General features: G+C 42.7%; 12 protein-coding genes, 2 tRNA genes and 3 rRNA genes. 11 read left to right on the top strand and 6 right to left on the bottom strand.

The window, feature by feature from the left end; translation table 11 throughout:
* Window positions 1-11: 11 nt before the first annotated feature.
* The 3 genes from CGC64_RS17275 to CGC64_RS17265 all read right to left on the bottom strand — a co-directional run bounded on the left by CGC64_RS17275 (window position 12) and on the right by CGC64_RS17265 (window position 5,230).
* Window positions 12-3,335, bottom strand: coding sequence for a TonB-dependent receptor (locus CGC64_RS17275; RefSeq protein ID WP_005679574.1), 3,324 nt, complete (start codon window positions 3,333-3,335; stop codon window positions 12-14).
* Between the two features lie 232 nt (window positions 3,336-3,567).
* Window positions 3,568-4,593: a FecR family protein gene (locus tag CGC64_RS17270; protein WP_005679575.1), complete on the bottom strand. Its 1,026-nt coding sequence runs from the start codon at window positions 4,591-4,593 to the stop codon at window positions 3,568-3,570.
* Window positions 4,594-4,627: 34 nt separating this feature from the next.
* A complete protein-coding gene (locus CGC64_RS17265) occupies window positions 4,628-5,230 on the bottom strand; it encodes an RNA polymerase sigma-70 factor (protein WP_032855576.1) in 603 nt (200 codons plus the stop codon).
* A gap of 234 nt (window positions 5,231-5,464) precedes the next feature.
* On the opposite strand from CGC64_RS17265, the gene CGC64_RS17260 reads away from it, so the two are divergent.
* Window positions 5,465-9,481, top strand: coding sequence for a hybrid sensor histidine kinase/response regulator transcription factor (locus tag CGC64_RS17260; protein WP_005679577.1), 4,017 nt, complete (start codon window positions 5,465-5,467; stop codon window positions 9,479-9,481).
* An 82-nt stretch (window positions 9,482-9,563) separates the two neighbouring features.
* On the opposite strand, the gene CGC64_RS17255 is transcribed toward CGC64_RS17260, so the two are convergent.
* Window positions 9,564-11,078, bottom strand: coding sequence for an SLC13 family permease (locus tag CGC64_RS17255; protein WP_005679578.1), 1,515 nt, complete (start codon window positions 11,076-11,078; stop codon window positions 9,564-9,566).
* A 198-nt stretch (window positions 11,079-11,276) separates the two neighbouring features.
* Here CGC64_RS17255 and CGC64_RS17250 point away from each other — a divergent pair, with 198 nt between their 5' ends.
* Window positions 11,277-13,265 carry a glycoside hydrolase family 97 protein gene (locus CGC64_RS17250; RefSeq protein WP_005679579.1) on the top strand — a complete coding sequence of 663 codons (1,989 nt, stop codon included), beginning with the start codon at window positions 11,277-11,279 and terminating at the stop codon, window positions 13,263-13,265.
* A 96-nt stretch (window positions 13,266-13,361) separates the two neighbouring features.
* On the opposite strand, the gene CGC64_RS17245 is transcribed toward CGC64_RS17250, so the two are convergent.
* On the bottom strand, window positions 13,362-14,570 hold the full coding sequence (locus tag CGC64_RS17245; protein ID WP_005679581.1) for a hexokinase family protein: 1,209 nt from the start codon (window positions 14,568-14,570) through the stop codon (window positions 13,362-13,364).
* Between the two features lie 79 nt (window positions 14,571-14,649).
* Complete coding sequence (locus tag CGC64_RS19270; RefSeq protein ID WP_005679582.1) at window positions 14,650-14,778, bottom strand: hypothetical protein; 129 nt, start codon at window positions 14,776-14,778, stop codon at window positions 14,650-14,652.
* Window positions 14,779-14,851: 73 nt separating this feature from the next.
* Here CGC64_RS19270 and CGC64_RS17240 point away from each other — a divergent pair, with 73 nt between their 5' ends.
* The 9 genes from CGC64_RS17240 to leuC all read left to right on the top strand — a co-directional run bounded on the left by CGC64_RS17240 (window position 14,852) and on the right by leuC (window position 25,120).
* Window positions 14,852-15,109, top strand: coding sequence for a hypothetical protein (locus tag CGC64_RS17240; RefSeq protein WP_032838577.1), 258 nt, complete (start codon window positions 14,852-14,854; stop codon window positions 15,107-15,109).
* Between the two features lie 1,183 nt (window positions 15,110-16,292).
* Window positions 16,293-17,821: ribosomal RNA gene (locus CGC64_RS17230) — 16S ribosomal RNA — on the top strand.
* 188 nt (window positions 17,822-18,009) lie between these two features.
* A tRNA-Ile gene (locus CGC64_RS17225) sits at window positions 18,010-18,083 on the top strand.
* Between the two features lie 18 nt (window positions 18,084-18,101).
* A tRNA-Ala gene (locus tag CGC64_RS17220) sits at window positions 18,102-18,175 on the top strand.
* Between the two features lie 143 nt (window positions 18,176-18,318).
* Window positions 18,319-21,198, top strand: a 23S ribosomal RNA gene (locus tag CGC64_RS17215).
* 74 nt (window positions 21,199-21,272) lie between these two features.
* Window positions 21,273-21,383 (top strand): 5S ribosomal RNA (gene rrf / locus CGC64_RS17210).
* Together the 16S, 23S and 5S rRNA genes with 2 tRNA genes alongside form the textbook arrangement of a ribosomal RNA operon.
* Before the next feature lie 123 nt (window positions 21,384-21,506).
* Entirely contained in the window at window positions 21,507-21,749 is a 243-nt protein-coding gene (locus CGC64_RS17205) for a hypothetical protein (protein WP_022041409.1), read from the top strand.
* A gap of 397 nt (window positions 21,750-22,146) precedes the next feature.
* The gene (locus CGC64_RS17200; RefSeq protein ID WP_005679676.1) at window positions 22,147-23,643 is read left to right on the top strand and encodes a 2-isopropylmalate synthase; all 1,497 of its coding nucleotides are present in this window, start codon (window positions 22,147-22,149) and stop codon (window positions 23,641-23,643) included.
* Window positions 23,644-23,725: 82 nt separating this feature from the next.
* Window positions 23,726-25,120 (top strand): 3-isopropylmalate dehydratase large subunit, encoded by a 1,395-nt coding sequence (gene leuC, locus CGC64_RS17195; protein WP_005679675.1) that lies wholly within the window; start codon window positions 23,726-23,728, stop codon window positions 25,118-25,120.
* Window positions 25,121-25,154: the final 34 nt, after the last annotated feature.

Raw genomic sequence — 25,154 nt, 5'->3', positions numbered from 1 at the left:
TTTAGGTTTATTTAGAATGAAATATCTACTCCGATACTAAAACTAGTGACGTTGGGATATGCATTCGTGTTACTGTCCGTTTCCGGATCTTGGCCTTTCCAGTTGGTCCATACACATGGATTGTTGACGTCAGCATATACTCGCAGTCGGTTACAGATACTTTTACTGATTGGTACGGTGTAGCCTAATGTGATATTTCTGATACGCAGGAATGAAATTTTCTGGAGGAACAGATCACCGGTACCATAAGCCGACTCGATGAAGCTGGGGCGTGTACTTGTCTGGTTGTCCGAACTCCAGGCATCCTTGAAAGAGACAGGTACATTCTGTCCCAGTTTGATGCGGTTTCCGTAAGATCCCCAGGCGTCGTAATAACTGTTTGCTCCGGCAATTTTACCTACCTGTCCATACATATATATATTAAGGTCGAAATTCTTATAAGAAAAATTGTTGTTGAAACCGAAAATGAATTTGGGGTCATTGCGTCCGATTAAGACCATATCTTCCTCATTCAGTTTATCATCTCCATTTATATTCTTGAGTTTCACTTGTCCGGGAAGAAGTTGCGGCTGGTGGGCGGGGGCTTCCTCACCAGGTTGTAACAGTCCGTCGGCTACATAGGCAAAGACTCCGCGAATCGGGTCTTGTTCCTTCTGATAGGCAGCAGGTTTCCAGTTCGGATCTCGTTCTTTCCAACGGTCGTTATACGTTGAGAAAGTTAAATCAGTACTCCATGTAAACTGTTTAGTCTGTATATTTTGCGTGTTCAGAGTCAGTTCTACACCGTTACTTTGAGTCGAACCAATGTTGGCTGCAATGGTTTTCACTTCATTATAATGGGGAATCGTTTTGTTCTTCACCAGCAAATCGGAGATCGTACGCTGGAAATATTCGGCAGTCAGGTTAATCCGATTGTTGAAAAATCCCAAGTCCAGACCGATATTAAATTCGGTTGTCGTTTCCCATGTCAGGTTCGGGTTACCTAATTGTGATACATAGATACCTACGTGCTGTGAATCACCGAATTGGCTGCCATACCACGGGTCTGCTCCATAATAGTCGAGAGCTCCGTTGCCTACATTATAATTACCGGTTTGTCCCCAACTTAAGCGTAGTTTACCATTCGAAAGAAAGTCAGAGGAAGAGCTCTTGATAAATTTTTCTTCGGAGAAGCGCCAGCCGGCGGATACGGAAGGGAAATAACCCCATTGATGTCCTTTGGCAAAGTTGGAGGCGCCGTCGGCACGAATGGTGGCAGTGAGCAGGTATTTTTCTTTCCACGAATAATTGAAACGTCCGAAGTAAGAACTCAAGCTGCTTACCGAAGCGTACGAACCTACCGGCGGTCGACTATAGTTTCCTGCTCCCAGATTATTGTATAGGAATGAATCATTGATAAAATCTTGATTACCTGCACTCATTCCTTCGGTGTTGAACTTCTGATAGGAATAACCGAAAAGAACATTGAAACTATGTTCACCAAATATTTTTTGATAATTGGCTGTCAGATCCATTAAATAGTCGTTGTTATCTTCCTGGGCTAAATATGCCTGACCGTTGACTGCCGCCCCGTATTGAGTGGTTTTCGGAAGATAAGTTTTTCGTTTCTGATATTTTCGGTCGATACCCAAATTGGCTTTTAGTTTTAGTCCCTTGATGGGTTCCACTTCTATATAAGCCGAACCCAACAATCGTTCCTTTACAGTTTTATCATTAATTTCGAGGAGAGACACCGGGTTCGGGAGTTGAGGCATCTGAGGATTGGTCGAATAATTTCCTTTTTCATCTCTGACGGGAACAGTCGGGTTGAAAGCAACAGCAGCAGTAATGATACCGGAATTTTCATTCTCGCCGTTTCCCAAAGGTACATTATCGTAGTTATTACGGCTAATATTGAAAGACAATCCGGCCTTTACGTACTTGGAAATCTGCTGGTCCAGATTTATTTTTGCAGTGAAGCGCTCCATGTCATTATTTTTCACTACACCGGAGTGGTTGAGGTAGTTGATAGAAGCCATATATTTTGTCTTTTCCGTTCCTCCGTTTATAGAAATATTGTGCTGGTGCATAAGTCCGGTGCGTGTGATTTCGTCAAACCAAGGAACTGTCGGCGCGTTGAGTATCTGGTCGTTCGAGTATCTGGGCTTAAAGTCCGCCGCATCATCATTCGGAATCATATAATCCTCGTAAATGCCTTCTCCTTTTTCTTTCAGCCATAGCTCGTGATAATATCGGTTGGTCTGATACATATAGTCCTGCCCGTTCAACATCTTGAATGAGTTTTTCATTCTTTGCACAGAGACATTGGCTGAGTAGTTGACGCTTGCTTTTCCTTCTTTTCCCCGTTTGGTAGTAACGATAATCACACCGTGTCCGGCCCTTGCACCGTAAATAGCGGTAGAGCTGGCGTCTTTCAGAACCTCTATCGACTCAATGTCATTCGGATTGATAGATTCGAGAATATTATCGGTTTGCCCCGCTTCGTAACGATTGCCCGAACCAAGCGTAGAACTGGAAGAAACGGGAAAACCGTCAATGATGATAAGCGGATCGTTCCCGGCGCCGACAGAGGCTGCTCCACGTATATTGAAACTACTGCCGCCGCCTACCTGTGCACTCGTCTGCACTACTTGCAGACCTGCTGCTTTTCCGGCTAACGCATGGCTGACCGTCGTGAAGGTCTGCACGGGAGTTTCATCCATTTTGATAGAAGAAATGGCACCGGTCAGGTCTCTTTTCTTCATCGTTCCGTACCCTACAACGACAACTTCATCCAACGCCTGCGCGTCTTCTTTCATTGAGATAGCCAGATGCGTTTTGTTCCTGGTATTCACTTCCTGCGTCAGATATCCCAGGTAAGATATTTGTACGCTGCTACCTTCGTCAACAGTGAGCTGAAACTTTCCGTCAATATCGGAGATAGTCCCATTTGTACCATTTTTTTCTTTGATATTGGCACCGATGATCGGTTCCCCGTAATTGTCTGTGATGATTCCGCTGATTGTACTTTTTTTCTTCTGTTGTGTGGCTTGGTTACTTTTCTTTTTTATAATGATGTCTTTACCTTGAACTGTATAACTAACATTTTGTCCTATTAAAATCTGTTCCACTACCTTCTCTATGGGTAGGTTCCTTGCTGTTACCGTAATAATCTTCTGGGTATTCAGATCGCTTGCCGCAAATGTAAATGAATATCCATTTTGCTTCTGTATGGTTTCAATGGCCTGTTTTACAGTCACGTTCTTCAACTGCATACTGATATGCTGTGCAAATGAGTTCAGATGAAGACATAGCATGAGCAGGACCATGAAAAAAACTTTTTTATTAGTTTTCATAAGTCAATGAATAAATAATTGATAAATAGGATGAGAAGTTTAGGATTTTATTTATATTTGCCTAAACTTTCATCAATAAAGTCACTGTGGCTTTTAAGACAGAAAGTCAAAAGGGGTCAGGGGTTGGAAAGGAACCTGACCTTTTTTTATTTCTATCAGGGAGAGTAAAATCATGTTTTTTCAAAGTTGCTTTTCATATTCTTTTAAGTTTTAAAAGGTTTAACATTCAGTCTCATTCAGGAAGTGTGATCACAATATTTTTTCCTTCAATGGTATAAGTCATTTTATCGGTAGATGATAGTACATCCATAATTTCCCGGATACTCTGTTCCCTTCTGCGGAAATTACCATAGAAACGGACGGAGTTTAGAGCAGCGTCTGCAATAGTGATTTTTATGTTGTAGCTTCTTTCCAGTTCCTTCACAATATCGGGGAGCAGCGCTTCGTCGAAATAGAGACGGTCGTTTGTCCATTCGGCACTGTAAGCAGCTTTAGTATTTGAAATCAATAATTTTCCGGTCTTCTTGTCTAATAGGGCTTGCTGATCCGGGTGAAGTATCGTTTCCTTTTGTTGGGTGCTGAGAGCCACTTTACCTTCGAGCAAACAAACTTTCGCTTCCAGATCATCCTGATAATTTCTGAAATTGAATTTGGTTCCTAATACCTTTACGTCCAGTTCATCAGTATGTACTTTAAAAGGAATATGTTTATTCTTGGTTACTTCGAAATAAGCTTCTCCGGTAAGATTCAGTGCCCGTTCGTTGATACCGAAGTCTTGCGCATAACTCATCTTCGAACCGGCATTGAGCCAGACCAGCGTCCCGTCCGGAAGATATAATTTGGTTTTTGAGCCGTATGGGGCTTCAATGGAAATTTGGGTTAACTGCTTGCGGATAACACTCTTTCCTGTCTGGAAAGCAATCGTTCCGCAAATAAAGACAATGATAGTCATCGCGGCAGCATACATCCATGGGCGAAGTTGGAAAGCCTTGCGTTTATTGATACCTTGTTGGGTAGTTTCTCCGGTTCGTCTCAGGAATAGTTGATAAGCTCTGTCTTTGTTGAAGCTATGAACATCGTCTGCCTCATTCGAGGCGGCTATCCATACCTCCTGTATATCGGAGAAATATTTTCTGTTTTCTTCCGAGGCATTCAGCCATTCTTGAAATGATTGCATTTCTTCCGGTGTCAGGCTATTGGTCAGATATCCGGTAATCCAATCGTGGACTGTGTCTGTATGTAGTGATTGTTCATCCATAAATAATGATTGCCTTTATATATACTACAGTTTTTTAGAATAAGAGGGTAGGGTAAAAAGCGAGAAAAATGCATAAAAAAGTTCCAAATTCTTTCTTGAGTACTACTAATGCGTTCTTTATGTGATATTTAACCGTATTGACGGAGATGTCAAGTTCCTGAGAAATTTCTTCGTAGCTCATCTCTCGGAAGCGGCTCATCATAAATACCTGCTTGCAGACAGGGGGAAGTTTTTGAATCACTTCCTGAATTTTATGTTCCAGTTCTTTCTTTATTAGCGTCCCTAGAGGTTGCTGATTGTCTGGGATGATATTTTGCAGTTGGATTCCTGCCCGTTCCATAACAGAAAAACGGATTTCCACTTCTTGTTGTTTGAGAGCCAGATAATTCAGGCATTTATTACGTACGGCTATAATTAAGTAATTACGTAGAGGAGGAACAAGTTCCAGATTCTCCCTAATCTCCCATAAGTGAAAAATAACATCACTGACTATACTTTCTGCTTGTATTTTATCCTTCAGCATATAATAACTAAGTTTGCAGAGAGCAACATAATGATAGTCATACAAATACTTGTATGCCTCGTTGTCTCCTGCCTTTAGCTTTTTTATTATGATTTTTTCATCAACTGGATTCATAGTGTGCTTTTTCATCTCTGCAATATTCGGATAATATATTGAAAGATGCAAATTAATTGGAGGAAAAATACTCTCTCCCCATTTTCATTTATGATATATTCTTCCACAAACTAAAAACTGAGGATATGAAAAATTAATGATGATTACTGATTGAAATATGAATACATTTATATCTTGTGTTTTAATTAATTTTTTCATATTTTTGCAGGGTATTTTTGAATATTTGTGAAAGACATGAATGGTTTTGTAAAAATGGGAAGATGTTTGTTTTTTGTGCTTCTTCTCATAAGTAGTACTGTAAGTAAAGGGCAGATTTATAAGTATATAGGTCTGGAGGACGGTTTGAATAACCAAAAAATATACCATATCCAAAAGGATCAACGGGGGTATATGTGGTTTCTGACTCAGGAGGGGATAGACCGTTATGATGGCAAACATATCAAGCATTACAACTTTTCGGACGACAGTATGAAACTGGATTCACGTATTGCCTTAAACTGGCTCTACATGGACAGCGAAAATGTATTATGGGTAATCGGTCAGAAAGGTCGTATTTTCAGGTACGATTTGCAACATGATAAATTCGAACTGGTTTATGTGCATCCGGAGTTGATTAGAAATAAGTCGCAGGCATTTCTGAATTACGGTTATTTGGACAAGAGTGACCGTATATGGTTATGCTGTAAAGATAGTATTATCTGGTATAATATTCGTACCGGAACAACGACACATATGCCGGCGCCGGCTATTGGTGAAATAACTACCATTGAACAGGCGGATGGTAACCATTTTTTTATTGGTACGGGAAGCGGTCTGTTTCGTGCCGGAATAGGAGATGGGAGATTGAAACTGCTATCCGATGAAACGGTGGAAAGTATCAGTACACCAGTGCATGAACTCTATTATCATGCCGTCTCAAAACAACTGTTTATAGGAAGCTACAAAGAGGGTGTACTTATATATGACATGGAGGGGACAGGGAAAATCATTCCCTGTCAATCACCCAATAATGTAGAGATAAACCAGATAGTTGCTTTGAACGCTCATGAGCTTTTGGTAGCTACGGGTGGAAAAGGTGTATATAAACTGGATGTGAATACCTGTATGAGTGAGCCCTATATAACTGCCAATTATAGTAGTTATAACGGGATGAACGGAAACAATATCAATGATATCTATGTAGATGAAGAAGAACGTATCTGGCTTGCCAATTATCCTACCGGTATTACCGTTCGTAACAACCGTTATGGAAGTTATGACTTGATAAGGCATTCTCTTGGCAATAGCCGCTCACTGGTGAACGATCAGGTTCATGATGTATTGGAGGACAGTGATGGCGACCTTTGGTTTGCAACCAGTAACGGTATCAGTATCTATCAGACTGATACAAAAGAATGGCGTTCTTTTTTCAGTTCTTTTGATCCGGTACCTGATGATGAAAATCACATTTTCTTAGCGTTGTGTGAAGTCTCTCCCGGTGTGATATGGGCGGGCGGTTTTACATCAGGTATTTACAAGATAGAAAAGAAGAAGGGGTTTAAGATAAGTTACCTTTCTCCTGCTGCTATTGCAGGGGTACGGCCCGATCAATATATTTTTGACATAAAAAAAGACTCGGGCGGTGATATATGGTCCGGAGGGTATTATCATTTGAAACGCATCAATCTTGAGACTAAAAGTGTGCGTTTATATCCGGGAGTAAACTCTATCACTACCATTCAGGAGAAGGATTCCCGGCAGATGTGGATTGGTACCCGAATGGGGCTCTATCTGCTTGACAAACAATCCGGAGTTTACAGGTATATTGACCTGCCTGTTGAATCTCTCTATATATGCGCATTATACCAAAGAGAAGACGGAATTTTGTATATTGGTACCCGTGGAGCCGGACTTCTTGTTTATGACATTAATAAGAAGAACTTTATTTATCAGTACCGAAGTGACAACTGTGCGCTGATCTCCGATAATATTTATACAATTCTTCCGCGTCAGGACGGGAGTCTCCTGATGGGTACGGAAAATGGCATAACGATTTATTCACCTGAGGAGCACTTCTTTCGTAACTGGACACGGGAACAAGGATTGATGAGTGTTAATTTTAATGCAGGCTCTGCTACGACCTATAACAAAAGTGCGCTTGTTTTCGGGGGAAATGACGGTGCTGTCAAATTTCCAACAGACATACAGATACCGGAGCCACATTATTCGCGTTTGCTATTGCGTGATTTTATGATAGCTTATCATCCTGTTTACCCGGGTGATGAAGGATCACCTTTGGAAAAGGATATTGACGAAACTGACCGGCTGGAACTAGCTTACGGACAAAACACGTTTTCTCTTGATGTAGCTTCTATCAACTATGATTATCCTTCCAATATTCTTTTTTCATGGAAAATCGATGGTTATCATAAAGAGTGGAGCCGTCCGAGTCAGGATAACCGGATTATCATCAGAAATCTACCTCCCGGTAGTTATACATTACAAATTCGTGCCGTATCCAATGAAGAAAAATATAAGACTTATGAGACAAGAAGCATTCAGATTATTATAACGCCTCCTGTATGGGCCAGTGTATGGGCTATGGTGGGATATGTAATCCTGTTGGTGTTGGTTATGGGTATTATATTCCGTATCATCATGTTGCATAAACAGAAGAAGGTGTCGGACGAAAAAACACGGTTCTTCATTAATACGGCACACGACATACGTACACCGTTAACATTGATAAAAGCTCCATTGGAGGAAGTCTTGGAAAATCGCATGGGGGCTGAACAGGCACTACCTCATATAAATATGGCTCTTAAAAATGTGAATACATTACTTCAGTTGACAACCAACCTGATAAATTTCGAACGGATAGATGTCTACTCTTCCACTCTTTATGTTTCTGAGTATGAGTTGAATACTTATATGAATGATGTTTGCGCCACTTTCCGCAAATATGCCGAGATGAAGCATGTAAGGTTTGTTTATGAAAGCAATTTTGACTATTTGAGTGTGTGGTTTGATAGTGACAAAATGGGCTCTATTCTGAAGAATATTCTCTCAAATGCATTGAAATATACACCTGAAGACGGTAGTGTGTGTATTTACGCTTCCGAGGAAGGAAATAGTTGGAGTATTGAGGTGAAAGATACGGGAATCGGTATTCCAACGTGTGAACAGAAGAAATTGTTCAGAAACTATTTTCGGGGTAGTAATGTCGTTAATCTGAAGGTGACAGGTAGCGGAATCGGACTGATGCTGGTATACAAACTGGTTAAGTTACATAAAGGTAAGATTCAGATTCAGAGTGCTGAAAATCAAGGAACTTGTGTACGGATTACTTTTCCGAAAGGAAATAGCCATTTCCATAAAGCAAAATTTATCTCTCCCAAAACACCGGATGAACGTTTGGAGACTATTGTAACAGGTGATACGCCGGGATTGCCGGATATGGAGATAGCCCAGATCAACAGTTCCTTGCAGCGTATTTTGATAGTGGAGGATAATGATGATTTGCGTAATTATCTGGTGGATATGCTTCGGACGGGTTATAATATCCAGTCCTGTCCGAATGGAAAGGAGGCTCTTATTATAATCCGGGAATTTAATCCGGATCTCGTCATATCCGATATAATGATGCCTGAGATGGGTGGAGATGAACTTTGTGCAACTATAAAGGGGGATCTTGAGATGTCTCATATTCCGGTTGTTTTGCTGACTGCGCTGGGGGATGAGAAACATATGCTCGAAGGATTGGAAATCGGAGCGGATGCTTATATTACCAAACCTTTTAGTGTGGGGATACTCAAAGCAACGATTAAGAACATACTAACAAATCGTGCTTTGCTCCGCCGGGTTTATAATAGTATCGAAGATGAAGAACCGAATTTTCCGGTTAATTGCACTAATACCTTAGACTGGAAATTCATTGCTTCTGTCAAGGAATGTATAGAGAAGAACATGGGGGATTCGGACTTTAATGTGGAAATGCTCAGCAACCTGCATTATATGAGTCGTACGAGCTTCTTCAACAAACTCAAGGCATTGACCGGCTATGCTCCGGCTGATTATATCCGGCTGATACGTTTGCAACATGCTGCACAGTTGCTGAAGCAGGGTGAATATACAATAACGGAGATTGCCGACAAGGTCGAATTCTCGGATGCGAAATATTTCCGTGAGGTATTTAAAAAGTATTATGGAGTAAGTCCGAGTAAGTATGTAGAGGCGGAGAAGATACATTCTCAGTCTTCAGAGCAAGACTGACTAGTAAAAAGCCCTGTAAGAATGATTGGTTCTCACAGGGCTTTTTCTATGTCTTAATTTTATGGAAAAGGGGTACTTAAATTTATAACATCTTATTAGAACCAAGTATAATCAACATGGTATATCCAAGTATCAGTCCGATAATTCCCATGATTATACCGACTTTCTCCATATCCTTTTGTTGGATCATGCCTGTGGCATGTGCCAAAGCGTTGGGCGGAGTACTGATAGGCAATATCATTGCTAATGATGAACCGATTGCCACTCCGATCAATAAAGTTTCTACACCTCCCAGCGAAGACAGGTTCTCACGCATACTGCTTCCCGCAATGGCAAGAATGGGAACGAGCAATGCGGCAGTCGCCGTGTGTGAGATGAAGTTTGCCATGGCGTAACAAATCAGTCCGGAGCCGACAATCATTAATACAGGAGGCCATGTGTTGAATGGGATTGCTTCGATCATGTGTTTGGCGAGTCCGGTTTCCTGTAAGGCAACCCCTAGTGCGAAGCCGCCGGCTACCATCCAGAGTACGCTCCAGCTGATTTCTTCCAGGTCGCGTTTGGTGATAACTCCTGTTATACAGAATACGGCTACCGGAATCATGGCTACCACGTTGGAGTTAACTCCTGTCACCTTGTCGAACATCCATAATACGACCGTGATGGCGAAAGTAATATAAACTACGACCGAACGCCAGTCCTTTTTTGCTTCGCCTTCAATTTGTAATTCAATATTCTTTTGTTTGAAAGGGAACAACCGCAAAAGAATAAACCATGCAATAAACAGTACGATAATGGTGTAAGGCAGCATAAAACTCATCCATTCTCCGAAGCCGATATTCAAGTTCAACCCTTCCGGATCATTCAGGTATTTTAGTGCAATGGCGTTGGGTGGCGTACCGATAGGAGTTCCCATACCGCCTACATTAGCAGCTACGGGAATGGCCATGGCCAGACCGATTTTTCCTTTGCCGTCTGCCGGAAGTGCCTTTAATACAGGGGTGAGGAAAGTGAGCATCATGGCAGCTGTAGCCGTGTTGCTGAGGAACATTGAAAATGCAGCCGTAACAAGAATGAATCCTAATAATACATAGCGTGATTGTGTTCCGAAGGGGCGTAACATGACACGTGCCAACAATACGTCCAGACCGCTTTTGGTCGCAGCAATGGCAAGTATGAATCCACCGATAAATAACATGATGATAGGATCGGCAAAGCAGTGCATAATGGACTTATATTTAACTGTCTGTCCCAATTCTCCTGCTGGAATATCTTGAGTGAGGAACCATAAACTGCTGTCGGAAACGGTAAGTAATAGTAATACGACAATCAGTACGGAAGTAGTCCATGCAGGGACAGCTTCGAAAACCCACATAAGTGTGGCAAAAATAAAGATAGAAATCAGTCTTTGTTCTATAACGGTTAACCCTTCTATACCAAATGTGTCGATAGGGAGGAGCCATAGAATAAGGGAAATGGTAATAGCTACGGTTAACTTAATACATCTGGCCACTGCCTGATTCTTTGCCAACCGTCTGGCTTTCTTTAAATCCTGATAAGCTTCCACTAGATGGAAGCCATGAAAAATCTTGTACATAATATTAGTTTAAGATAAAATTAAAAAACGGTGTAAAAATAGCTTTTTATTCTATGATGTCATAATTTAGCGAGAAAGTTTTTTCAAAGCCTTTCCTATTAAAATGTTTTTAAGGGAGTATTATAGTAGGTTGCTAATTTATTATTTTTATTTTTGTACCGTTCTTTTGTTGATTTGATAATAACTATAATTAAAACCATGAAAAAACTGACAGTCTTACTAATGTGTGTATGTTGTGTATTTACTGCACAGGCACAAAAGCAATTTACTCTGAATTCTCCGGGCGGGAATCTGCAAACTACTATTACCATAGGCGATCAACTGACTTACGATATTACTTGTGACGGACGGCAGATTCTGGCTCCCTCGCCGATAGCCATGTCGTTGGACAACGGAGAAGTATGGGGTGAGAAAGCGAAATTGTCCGGTACTTCCCGGAAAAGTGTTGATCGTATGGTGTCTTCTCCCTTCTATCGTGCCAATGAATTGAGAGATCATTATAATGAACTGACATTGCGGTTTAAAAAAGACTGGAATGTGGAATTTCGAGCATACGATGACGGAATCGTTTATCGCTTTGTTAGTCGGGCTAAAAAGCCTTTCAATGTGCTGGATGAGATTGTTGACTATCAGTTCCCGTTTGATGCGGTTGCTTCCGTGCCTTATGTGAATAGAGGAAAGGACGGTGATTACGAATCTCAGTTCTTCAACTCTTTTGAAAATACATATGTTACAAATAATCTGTCTAAACAAAATAAGAAGCGTTTGATGTTTCTGCCGCTAGTGGTGGAAGCCGGTGATGGGGTTAAGATTTGTATTACCGAGTCCGATCTGGAGAATTATCCGGGGCTTTTCTTGTCTGCTGCTAAAGGTGAAAATCGGTTGAGCGGCAAATTTGCTCCATATCCGAAGCGTACTGTTCAGGGCGGACATAACAAACTTCAGATGTTGGTGGCAGAACGCGAGGATTATATAGCAAAGGTGGATAAGCCCAGAAGTTTCCCATGGCGCATGGCTATTGTGACTACTTCCGATAAAGACTTGGCGTCAAGTAATCTGAGCTATTTGCTGGCTGCGCCTTCACGCTTGTCGGATCTTTCATGGATCAAACCCGGCAAAGTGGCTTGGGATTGGTGGAACGCATGGAACTTGGATAGTGTCGATTTCGCTACCGGAGTGAATAATGCTACTTATAAAGCATATATTGATTTTGCTTCGTCAAAGGGTATAGAATATGTGATACTTGATGAAGGTTGGGCGGTCAATCTGAAGGCGGACCTGATGCAGGTGGTGAAAGATATTGATTTGAAAGAGTTGGTAGATTATGCCGCTGACAGAAATGTAGGTATCATTCTTTGGGCAGGTTATTATGCTTTCGAACGTGATATGGAGAATGTCTGCCGTCATTATGCTGCAATGGGGGTGAAAGGCTTCAAAGTCGACTTCATGGACCGTGACGATCAGGAAATGACCGCATTCAACTACCGGGCCGCCGAGACTTGTGCTAAATATAAGATGATCCTCGATTTGCACGGCACACACAAACCGGCAGGTCTGAACCGTACTTATCCGAATGTGTTGAACTTCGAAGGGGTAAACGGACTGGAGCAGATGAAGTGGAGCCCGGCTTCACTCGATCAGGTGAAATATGATGTGATGATTCCTTTTATTCGTCAGGTTTCCGGTCCTATGGACTATACACAGGGCGCGATGAGGAATGCTTCGAAAGGTAATTATTATCCTTGCAATTCAGAACCGATGAGCCAGGGGACACGTTGCCGGCAGTTGGCTTTGTATGTGGTGTTCGAGTCACCTTTCAATATGTTATGTGATAACCCGAGCAACTATATGCGCGAGCCGGAATCAACAGATTTCATAGCTGCCATTCCGACTGTATGGGATGAAAGCATTGTGCTTGACGGTAAAATGGGAGAGTACATTGTCACTGCACGCCGGAAAGGGGATGTCTGGTATATAGGCGGAATTACTGATTGGACGGCCAGGGATATCGAAGTCGATTGTTCTTTTTTGGGAGATAAGGCATATAACGCCACTTTATTTAAAGACGGAGTCAATGCTCACCGTGTCGGACGTGACTATAAACGGGAATCTTTCTCTGTAAAGAAGGATAGCAAGTTGAAAATTCATCTGGCTCCCGGAGGAGGTTTTGCACTTCAAATAAAATAGCCGTTTTAAGGTATAATAAAAAGCTATGTCATAGGTATGGTTTGAAACAGATTCGGTGCTGCATCAGGGCTTTGATACAGCACCGAATTTTCTTTGTTACGATAATGCCGCAATGGCTGTACCTATCAGATTCGCATTATTCATACTTTTTATATCAACTGTAACATCTTTCAAACCGAACAAGTCGAAAAGCTCCTTTAATTCCTCTGTAACAATACTGTGATAATTCTTATCTTTTCTGTTCTCACTCCAGAAAAGACTGCCTTCAGCCACCAGGCAAATCCTACGTATATCTTTATTGTATGATTTCAACAACATGACAAGCCCTGTAATTGAAGCGGCCACCAACTGTGCCGATCTGGTATATATCCATTGCGCCACTTGTACATATACATCCTTGTATATATCCGGATAGTTCATGATAGCGGTAAGTTTTTGCGCATCAAATTTTTCTTCAAATTCTTCTAAAGGAAAAGTTGCTTTTAAAATATCTCCCAGATACATACCGGATACTGCTTTCTCGAAACGTTGTTTTCTGGGGTTACCGGAAATTACATCGACTGTATTATCCACTCCGGTAAGAAATGGCGGATGAAAATTCCCGGATTCCAAATTGACGGGAATCATGCCTTGAATATTATCCGCTGGATTCAGCTTTTTTATTTTGTCGGCTGGGATGAAAGTAGCCATATTAGTGCCTGTTCCTACAATCAGTCCTATATATGCATCATAACTGTTGTCTGTAAGTCCTGCAAATAAACTGGCTACGGTGTCATTCAATACTTTTATATCCGTAAACTTGATTTTATTCTTTTCATTCAGGTAGTTGAGTAGGGGATTCCCGATATATTTTCCAATCATCTCTTTGATGTCAACTCCCTTTGTCCAGCGCAGCAGTTTTGCATCCCCGCCGGGCACGGATTCGGTCGGATAAGAAAAGCAATAGCCGATAGGCATTTCCTCCTCCCGTTTTATTCCGGTGATCATATCTGCCAACTCTTTAAATAATTCCTCTTGGGTATACCCCAGCGATTTCATGATCGACATATCTTTCTTCCAACCATTGTTGGGATGAATGTCCGGTACCGATTTGCTGAAATCAACGAGTGCTACCCGATAATTGGTTCCTCCGAGATCAAGCACAAGTGATTTACCGTTGATATTGTCAGCCTTCGGAGTAATAAAGGTAGGAATGCATTGGATTTCAGCGTTTTCAGTGTTCAATCCTTTTTCTACTTTTTCTTTAAATGAACGGGCTATTGCTTTGAGCTGTTCATTATCTAACTTAAAAATATTTTTCTCCATGATATTGACTTTTTAATCTATATAATATGTTTATGTATGAATAACAACTAAAGCTTTGTTTTGCTTCTCTCTTTTTTATTTAGTAACTATTCTTATTCTCTCTCACCAACTTCCTCCACCTCTGAAACGCCCTCATCAAGGTTTCTTCCTGCATCACTTCTTCCATTTCATAATGTTCCACAAAGAGATGCATCGACTTTTTATACATTATTCTTATTATTATAAAACAACATTGGAATTTAGATTGGATTTCTTGGTATGGACATAGTGAAATGTGTTTTTTGGCTTATGATGAATCAAAAAATAATCAATATAAACCTTTTTTTTCCTATGGTTTGACGGAAAATGTTGATGGACATTTGGTAGGAACATCATTTCATAATTTTGATATGCCGCTTATTAGGTATGATACAGGGGATTTGATTGCTTCTGAAAATAGAAAAGGGCAATTAATGGAAGCATTTTCAATTACACAAGGAAGGAATGCCAACGCTTTATCCGATTCATATCTCATATTCTCATGTTTTTTGTATAACTAATTTATTCTCAATTAATTAATTTATGAGAAATAAAAAGGAACAGAGTTATTTCTCATAGTTTTTCTGTTTTTTTCCCTCATAATTGAGTTATTTCTCATAGCCCCCTTTCCTGTTCTTTCTTCTCTCTACTCCATATTTTTCTCCTGCCATATGCTTCTTTTTCTGCAGTCTTCCCTTTAATACCATATGCTATGTTCATGTTTTTTTAATATTACGTCTTTCTCCTTGTGCTTTTCCCCTATCCTCTCTTTTGTTCCACTCCGGTGCCCGGTCTTTTTCACTCCGGTGGCCGGTTCTTTCCACTGAAGTGTCCTGTCCTGTTCACTGTAGTGGAACGAACAGCATGTCTTTTCGATTATCCGTTATTCTCCTCCTTCCGGAAGGATGATTCCCCTCAGGGGTAGGTGGTATGTAAATGTCGGAATGGGTAATTCCCCGCTTTTTATATCCGGCCTGTTTTTTTTAGTACCGAATAAATCTGCCTGCATTACTTGTTTCTTTGTTTAGTGCTTTCCTCCCTCGTTTAAATATAATAATGTGTATAGTTTTGTATTCTTCCCTTCGTAGCTTCTTGTATAGAAACGGCGGTGTTCTTGAAGCAGCCTATCAATCAGCAAGTTAGTCAGATTATAAAAAAATAATCAGAAAAAAGAGTGATATATATTTGTTTTGTATCCTGAAAGGGAGTACTTTTGCACCCGCTTTCCGAGAGAAGAAAGCCTTGATGAAAATGACTTAGTGACAAAGCGCAGGACTGCTTGACTCAAGAACAAAAAAACTTCCGAAAAGTTTTGGAATATAAATAAAAAAGTTCTTATCTTTGCAGTCCGATTCGCAAAGAAAAGGTGTTTTGCTTGTTCTTCTTTCTATTTATTCTTTCCCTTTCGCATAGAGAGTCTGAGAAACGGATAAAAAGAAAAACTGAAAAAAAAACTTCCGAAAAAGTTTGGTAGTTAAAAATAAACCTCTTACCTTTGCACCCGCTTTTGAAACGGAAGCGACAAGTTCTTTGAAATATTGATAAACAATACAAGTAGTACAAGAAAAGATAGAACCGTCAATACAATCTGTTATTTATGTTTATCTATATGTAATAGATACAGGTATTTAGAATGAAGTCAATAAATTGTACGGCATCCTGAACAGAGCTATAACCGGCACATGCCGATTAAAAAATACTTTTACAATGAAGAGTTTGATCCTGGCTCAGGATGAACGCTAGCTACAGGCTTAACACATGCAAGTCGAGGGGCATCAGTTTGGTTTGCTTGCAAACCAAAGCTGGCGACCGGCGCACGGGTGAGTAACACGTATCCAACCTACCTCATACTCGGGGATAGCCTTTCGAAAGAAAGATTAATATCCGATAGCATATATTTCCCGCATGGGTTTTATATTAAAGAAATTCGGTATGAGATGGGGATGCGTTCCATTAGTTTGTTGGGGGGGTAACGGCCCACCAAGACTACGATGGATAGGGGTTCTGAGAGGAAGGTCCCCCACATTGGAACTGAGACACGGTCCAAACTCCTACGGGAGGCAGCAGTGAGGAATATTGGTCAATGGACGCGAGTCTGAACCAGCCAAGTAGCGTGAAGGATGACTGCCCTATGGGTTGTAAACTTCTTTTATATGGGAATAAAGTGGTCCACGTGTGGACTTTTGTATGTACCATATGAATAAGGATCGGCTAACTCCGTGCCAGCAGCCGCGGTAATACGGAGGATCCGAGCGTTATCCGGATTTATTGGGTTTAAAGGGAGCGTAGGCGGATTGTTAAGTCAGTTGTGAAAGTTTGCGGCTCAACCGTAAAATTGCAGTTGATACTGGCAGTCTTGAGTGCAGTAGAGGTGGGCGGAATTCGTGGTGTAGCGGTGAAATGCTTAGATATCACGAAGAACTCCGATTGCGAAGGCAGCTCACTGGAGTGTAACTGACGCTGATGCTCGAAAGTGTGGGTATCAAACAGGATTAGATACCCTGGTAGTCCACACAGTAAACGATGAATACTCGCTGTTTGCGATATACAGTAAGCGGCCAAGCGAAAGCATTAAGTATTCCACCTGGGGAGTACGCCGGCAACGGTGAAACTCAAAGGAATTGACGGGGGCCCGCACAAGCGGAGGAACATGTGGTTTAATTCGATGATACGCGAGGAACCTTACCCGGGCTTAAATTGCAAATGAATTATGGGGAAACCCATACGCCGCAAGGCATTTGTGAAGGTGCTGCATGGTTGTCGTCAGCTCGTGCCGTGAGGTGTCGGCTTAAGTGCCATAACGAGCGCAACCCTTATCTTCAGTTACTAACAGGTCATGCTGAGGACTCTGGAGAGACTGCCGTCGTAAGATGTGAGGAAGGTGGGGATGACGTCAAATCAGCACGGCCCTTACGTCCGGGGCTACACACGTGTTACAATGGGGGGTACAGAAGGCCGCTACCTGGTGACAGGATGCCAATCCCAAAAACCTCTCTCAGTTCGGATCGAAGTCTGCAACCCGACTTCGTGAAGCTGGATTCGCTAGTAATCGCGCATCAGCCATGGCGCGGTGAATACGTTCCCGGGCCTTGTACACACCGCCCGTCAAGCCATGAAAGCCGGGGGTACCTGAAGTACGTAACCGCAAGGAGCGTCCTAGGGTAAAACTGGTAATTGGGGCTAAGTCGTAACAAGGTAGCCGTACCGGAAGGTGCGGCTGGAACACCTCCTTTCTGGAGCGATGTCGTTACAATGACTTCATGGTTCATTTCCTTTAGGGGAATATTGAACCGGGTTCTGTTTCGATTGTACTACTGGTACTTGTTTATTTATAATATATAGATCAACCATCTATAGTAATATAGATAGAGATAAACAAGAGAAAACAGAAGCCGAGTCTAAAGACAGACACGGTTGAACTAGTCCTATAGCTCAGTTGGTTAGAGCGCTACACTGATAATGTAGAGGTCGGCAGTTCAACTCTGCCTGGGACTACTCCGAAACGACTCTTACGGGGGATTAGCTCAGCTGGCTAGAGCATCTGCCTTGCACGCAGAGGGTCAACGGTTCGAATCCGTTATTCTCCACATCCCCAGCAATGGGAAACGATCTTTGACATGATGTACAAAAAGTAAAATAAAAGTAAAGAGCTAAAAGTATATATCAAACCGTACTCTCTCCGATATTTTCCCATTTCAGTAATGGATAGTTTTCGGAGCAGTCAGTTTGAAAGAAAGTAAGCAAGGGCGCATGGCGGATGCCTTGGCTCTCGGAGGCGATGAAGGACGTGATAAGCTGCGATAAGCTTCGGGTAGGTGCAAATAACCTTTGATCCGAAGATTTCCGAATGGGACAACCCGACATTCTGAAGGAATGTCATCCTGCTTGGCAGGAGGCTAACGCAGGGAACTGAAACATCTTAGTACCTGCAGGAAAAGAAAATAATAATGATTCCCCAAGTAGTGGCGAGCGAACGGGGATTAGCCCAAACCAATGTTGTTACGGCAATATTGGGGTTGTAGGACCACGTTGTCGCAAGACATTCAGTGAGAAGAATTCTTTGGAAAATGAAACCATAGACGGTGATAGTCCGGTATTCGAAGCTGAACGAAGCGTAGTGGTATCCTGAGTAGCGCGGGACACGAGGAATCTTGCGTGAACCAGCCGGGACCATCCGGTAAGGCTAAATACTCCCGAGAGACCGATAGCGAACCAGTACTGTGAAGGAAAGGTGAAAAGCACTTCGAATAGAAGAGTGAAATAGTCCCTGAAACCATGCGCCTACAAGCGGTCGGAGCAGCTTATGCTGTGACGGCGTGCCTTTTGCATAATGAACCTACGAGTTACTTTTTCCGGCAAGGTTAAGGATCTAGAGATCCGTAGCCGAAGCGAAAGCGAGTCTGAACAGGGCGATAAGTCGGAAGGAGTAGACGCGAAACCAAGTGATCTACCCTTGGCCAGGTTGAAGGTTAGGTAACACTAACTGGAGGACCGAACCGATAAGCGTTGAAAAGCTTCCGGATGAGCTGAGGGTGGGGGTGAAAGGCTAATCAAACTTGGAGATAGCTCGTACTCCCCGAAATGCATTTAGGTGCAGCCTTGTGAGTTACTAATGTGAGGTAGAGCGACTGATAAGATGCGAGGGCTTCACCGCCTATCAAGTCTTGATAAACTCCGAATGCGCATTAGTTCTATCACAGGAGTGAGGGCATGGGTGCTAAGGTCCATGTCCTAAAGGAGAAGAATCCGGACCATCAGCTAAGGTCCCGAAATAGATACTAAGTTGAACTAACGAAGTCAGATTGCTAAGACAGCTAGGATGTTGGCTTGGAAGCAGCCATTCATTTAAAGAGTGCGTAACAGCTCACTAGTCGAGGAGTTTGGCGTGGATAATAATCGGGCATTAAGTATCTTACCGAAGCTATGGGATCATTAATGATCGGTAGGGGAGCATTCCACTCCGCGTCGAAGGTGAAGCGTGAGCTTTGCTGGAGCGTGTGGAAAAGCAAATGTAGGTATAAGTAACGATAAAGGGGGTGAGAAACCCCCTCGCCGAAAGACTAAGGTTTCCTGATCAACGCTAATCGGATCAGGGTTAGTCGGGTCCTAAGGCTCAGCCGAACGGTGAGGCCGATGGCAGAACAGGTTAATATTCCTGTACTACCTTAAGGAGTGACGTGGAGACGGAGTCGTGACAACGCCGCGGACTGACGGAATAGTCCGTTGAAGGGTGTAGACGTTGATTGTGGCAGGCAAATCCACCACGAGAGTCGAACCTGATAGTATACCAATTCCTTCGGGAAACGGTAATAGTGCGTGTAAACATACTCCCGAGAAAATCCGCTAAACTTAATCCTTGAGGTACCCGTACCGCAAACGGACACACGTAGTCGGGTTGAATATACTAAGGCGCTTGAGTGATTCACGGTTAAGGAACTAGGCAAATTGACCCTGTAACTTCGGGATAAAGGGTCCCAACGAGAGTTGGGCGCAGAGAATAGGTCCAGGCAACTGTTTAACAAAAACACAGGGCTGTGCCAAATTGAAAGATCACGTATACAGCCTGACACCTGCCCGGTGCTGGAAGGTTAAGAGGAGATGTCATCGCAAGAGAAGCATTGAATTGAAGCCCCAGTAAACGGCGGCCGTAACTATAACGGTCCTAAGGTAGCGAAATTCCTTGTCGGGTAAGTTCCGACCTGCACGAATGGTGTAATGATCTGGACACTGTCTCAACCGTGAGCTCAGTGAAATTGTAGTATCGGTGAAGATGCCGATTACCCGCGATGGGACGAAAAGACCCCGTGAACCTTTACTATAGCTTAACATTGAATTTGGGTAATTGATGTGTAGGATAGGCCGGAGACTTTGAAGCGCAGACGCCAGTTTGTGTGGAGTCGCTGTTGAAATACGGCCCTTTGATTATTTGAGTTCTAACCCGTTGTAACGGGGACACTGTTTGGTGGGTAGTTTGACTGGGGTGGTCGCCTCCAAAAGTGTAACGGAGGCTTCTAAAGGTGCCCTCAGGACGATTGGTAACCGTCCGTAGAGTGTAATGGCATAAGGGCGCTTGACTGGGAGACATACAAGTCGATCAGGTAGGAAACTAGAGCATAGTGATCCGGTGTTTCCGCATGGAAGGGACATCGCTCAAAGGATAAAAGGTACTCCGGGGATAACAGGCTGATCCCTCCCAAGAGCTCATATCGACGGAGGGGTTTGGCACCTCGATGTCGGCTCGTCACATCCTGGGGCTGGAGAAGGTCCCAAGGGTTGGGCTGTTCGCCCATTAAAGTGGCACGCGAGCTGGGTTCAGAACGTCGTGAGACAGTTCGGTCTCTATCTATCGTGGGCGTATGAAATTTGCGTGGCTCTGACACTAGTACGAGAGGACCGTGTTGGACTGACCTCTGGTTTACCAGTTGTGCCGCCAGGTGCATTGCTGGGTATCTAAGTCGGGATTGGATAAGTGCTGAAAGCATCTAAGTACGAAGCCAGCCACAAGATTAGATTTCTTAGGGTCGTCAAAGACGATGACGTTGATAGGATGCAGGTGTACAGGTGGTAACATCATAGCCGAGCATTACTAATTGCCCGTCCACTTTCTTTCTGCGGGACGGTTGTTATATACGTTTAGCTTGTCAAATGTCTTTCATTTTACTTTTCGTCATGTCATAACCTTTTTCAGGTGGTTATAGCACGAGGGTTCCACCTCTTCCCATTCCGAACAGAGAAGTTAAGCCTCGTCACGCCGATGGTACTGCGTAACAGTGGGAGAGTAGGTAGCCGCCGTTTTTTATGAAGCCCCTTCAGTAGAAATACCGGAGGGGCTTCATCTGTTTTGGTAGTCTGGGAAATTTATGCTATATTTGTCACCGACAATTATTTTATTCAACGTTTAAAGCAAATTTAAAGAGTATGAAAACGAAACTATTTTTAGCTGCTGTTGCAGTAACATTTTCCTTTGCAATGATGTCTTGTGCAGGTAACAAAACTAATAATGCTGCTACTGAAGGCGAAGAAACAACTGTAGAAACAGTAGAAGCTGCTGCCGTTGTTGAAGAAGCTGATTCTTGCTGCCAGGCTAAAGATTCTTGCGCTACTGCTTGCGACAAGAAAGCAGACTGTGCAGAAAAGAAAGAATGCTGCAATAAGAAGTAATCTATTGACTTAGAACGATAACGAAAGAGGGGACGAAGTGTATAAGACACGACGTTCCCTTTTTCTGTTTAATGGAACTTACCTCTATAAGTGATACATTATTTATAAAATTTGCCTTTAACTTATGAAATGAAGTTTTTTATGATAAAAAAGTAACGTATTATTTGGTGGTAAAGAAATTATCTATACCTTTGCACCGTCAAACTAATAAAAGAGACAAAAGATGAATCAGATGTTTATACATATTCTACTATGCGGTATTATTATTCTACTATCAAGGGTTAGTGGAAGTGAGTGCTACGCGTAAATGTGTATAATGAAGATATACGAAAGCCTTTCTCACTTCCATGTGTGAAAGGCTTTTTTAATGCTAATAATTATATAATATAAATAGAAGATGGACAATAGGTTATTTATTTTTGATACCACCCTTCGCGATGGTGAACAGGTTCCGGGATGTCAGTTGAATACAGTAGAAAAGATTCAAGTTGCGAAGGCATTGGAAGCTCTGGGAGTAGACGTGATTGAAGCAGGATTCCCAATTTCAAGTCCGGGTGATTTTAATTCTGTGATTGAGATTTCTAAAGCGGTGACCTGGCCTACTATTTGTGCCTTGACCCGTGCTGTTCAAAAAGATATTGATGTAGCTGTAGACGCATTGAAGTTTGCTAAGCACAAACGGATTCATACAGGTATCGGAACTTCTGATTCGCATATCAAATACAAATTCAATTCGAACCGTGAAGAAATTATCGAACGTGCGGTAGCTGCTGTAAAATATGCGCGTCGTTTTGTGGATGATGTGGAATTTTATGCAGAAGATGCAGGCCGTACGGATAATGAATATCTGGCACGTGTGGTAGAAGCTGTTATTAAAGCCGGTGCTACGGTGGTGAACATTCCGGATACGACCGGTTACTGTTTGCCTTCTGAATATGGTGCCAAGATTAAATACCTGATTGACCATGTAGACGGTATTGATAATGCAATTATCTCTACTCATTGCCACAACGATTTGGGTATGGCAACTGCAAACACTATAGCAGGTGTCTTGAACGGTGCCCGTCAGGTGGAAGTTACAATTAACGGTATCGGTGAACGTGCCGGTAACACTGCACTCGAAGAAATCGCTATGATTATCAAGAGTCATCACGAAATCGATATTCAGACAAATATCAATACCCAGAAGATTTATCCGACAAGCCGCATGGTATCCAGTTTGATGAATATGCCGGTACAGCCGAATAAGGCGATTGTCGGACGGAATGCTTTTGCACACTCTTCCGGTATCCATCAGGACGGTGTCTTGAAGAATGTACAGACCTATGAGATTATTGATCCGCACGATGTGGGTATCGATGATAACTCTATCGTATTGACTGCCCGTAGCGGGCGTGCTGCATTGAAGAACCGCCTGAATATCTTGGGGGTTAATTTGGAACAGGATAAGCTGGATAAGGTTTACGAAGAATTCCTGAAGCTGGCTGATAAGAAGAAAGATATCAACGACGATGATATACTGGTATTGGCAGGTGCCGACCGCAGTGTGAATCATCGCATCAAGTTGGATTATTTGCAGGTGACAAGTGGTGTCGGTGTACGTTCGGTAGCCAGTCTCGGATTGAATATCTCCGGTGAGAAGTTTGAAGCTTGTGCCAGTGGTAATGGTCCGGTGGACGCTGCTATCAAAGCATTGAAGAAGATTGTTGACCGCCACATGACACTGAAAGAATTTACTATTCAGGCTATCAGCAAGGGAAGTGATGACGTAGGTAAAGTTCACATGCAGGTGGAATACGATAACCAGATATATTATGGTTTCGGAGCTAATACGGATATTATCGCCGCTTCGGTAGAAGCCTATATTGACTGTATCAACAAGTTCAAATCATAAGATAGAGACTGAGGTCATATCTCAGCATTACAGGGATTGACTAAATTTGTAAATAGTAATTAGTAAAATAGTAAATAGACAGATGAATACATTATTTGATAAGATATGGGACGCCCATGTGGTGACTACCGTGGAAGACGGCCCGACACAGCTTTATATAGATCGGTTATATTGCCATGAAGTGACCAGTCCCCAGGCTTTTGCAGGACTGCGTGAACGTGGGATCAAAGTGTTGCGTCCGGAAAAGGTATTCTGTATGCCCGACCATAATACACCGACACATGATCAGGACAAGCCGATTGAAGATCCGGTTTCCAAGACACAGGTCGATACACTTACGAAAAATGCCAAGGATTTCGGATTGACGCACTTTGGCATGATGCATCCAAAGAATGGTATTATTCACGTAGTAGGTCCCGAACGTGGCTTGACTTTGCCGGGAATGACAATCGTGTGCGGTGATTCACACACTTCTACTCACGGTGCTATGGGAGCAATCGCTTTCGGTATCGGAACCAGTGAGGTGGAAATGGTGCTAGCATCGCAATGTATTCTCCAGTCGCGGCCGAAAACAATGCGTATCACAGTGGACGGTGAACTGGGCAAAGGAGTGACTGCAAAAGATGTGGCGCTTTATATGATGTCTAAGATGACTACAAGCGGTGCTACCGGATACTTTGTAGAATATGCCGGCTCGGCTATCCGTAATCTGACTATGGAAGGACGCCTTACTCTCTGTAACCTTTCTATCGAAATGGGTGCACGTGGTGGTATGGTGGCTCCGGACGAAGTGACTTTTGAATATATCAAGGGGCGTGAAAGTGCTCCGCAAGGGGAGGCGTGGGACAAAGCTTTGGAATATTGGAAGACGTTGAAGAGCGATGATGATGCCGTATTTGACAAAGAAGTGCGTTTCGATGCAGCTGATATTGAACCGATGATTACCTACGGAACGAATCCGGGAATGGGGATGGGGATCACCCGGCATATTCCTACTACTGAAGGAATGAGTGAAACAGCACAGGTTTCTTTCAAGAAGTCACTGGATTATATGGGCTTTCAACCAGGCGAATCTTTGTTGGGCAAGAAGATTGATTATGTGTTCCTCGGTGCTTGTACAAACGGCCGTATCGAAGATTTCCGTGCGTTTGCCTCTATTGTGAAAGGACGTAAGAAAGCGGAAAACGTGATAGCATGGCTGGTTCCGGGTTCATGGATGGTAGATGCGCAGATTCGGAAGGAAGGAATAGACAAGATATTGACGGAAGCCGGTTTTGCAATCCGCCAACCGGGATGTTCTGCTTGTCTGGCGATGAATGATGATAAGATTCCTGCCGGAAAATATTCCGTATCTACCAGTAACCGTAACTTTGAAGGGCGTCAGGGACCCGGTGCACGCACTTTGCTTGCCAGTCCGCTGGTAGCTGCTGCCGCAGCGGTGACAGGGGTGATTACCGATCCGAGAGAATTAATGTAATTGACAATCGAGAAATTGCAAATCTTAAAATAGT

Origin of the sequence: Bacteroides caccae, assembly GCF_002222615.2 — a bacterium.
Taxonomy (GTDB): domain Bacteria; phylum Bacteroidota; class Bacteroidia; order Bacteroidales; family Bacteroidaceae; genus Bacteroides; species Bacteroides caccae.
The sequence above is the reverse complement of the archived record's forward strand: the minus strand, read 5'-3'. Positions and strand labels throughout refer to the sequence as shown.

Coding starts and splice junctions, on each gene's coding strand:
- CGC64_RS17275 (WP_005679574.1), bottom strand. CDS start 3,335: ATGAAAACTAATAAAAAAGTTTTTTTCATGGTCCTGCTCATGCTATGT.
- CGC64_RS17270 (WP_005679575.1), bottom strand. CDS start 4,593: ATGGATGAACAATCACTACATACAGACACAGTCCACGATTGGATTACC.
- CGC64_RS17265 (WP_032855576.1), bottom strand. CDS start 5,230: ATGAATCCAGTTGATGAAAAAATCATAATAAAAAAGCTAAAGGCAGGA.
- CGC64_RS17260 (WP_005679577.1), top strand. CDS start 5,465: ATGAATGGTTTTGTAAAAATGGGAAGATGTTTGTTTTTTGTGCTTCTT.
- CGC64_RS17255 (WP_005679578.1), bottom strand. CDS start 11,078: ATGTACAAGATTTTTCATGGCTTCCATCTAGTGGAAGCTTATCAGGAT.
- CGC64_RS17250 (WP_005679579.1), top strand. CDS start 11,277: ATGAAAAAACTGACAGTCTTACTAATGTGTGTATGTTGTGTATTTACT.
- CGC64_RS17245 (WP_005679581.1), bottom strand. CDS start 14,570: ATGGAGAAAAATATTTTTAAGTTAGATAATGAACAGCTCAAAGCAATA.
- CGC64_RS19270 (WP_005679582.1), bottom strand. CDS start 14,778: ATGTATAAAAAGTCGATGCATCTCTTTGTGGAACATTATGAAATGGAA.
- CGC64_RS17205 (WP_022041409.1), top strand. CDS start 21,507: ATGAAAACGAAACTATTTTTAGCTGCTGTTGCAGTAACATTTTCCTTT.
- CGC64_RS17200 (WP_005679676.1), top strand. CDS start 22,147: ATGGACAATAGGTTATTTATTTTTGATACCACCCTTCGCGATGGTGAA.
- leuC (WP_005679675.1), top strand. CDS start 23,726: ATGAATACATTATTTGATAAGATATGGGACGCCCATGTGGTGACTACC.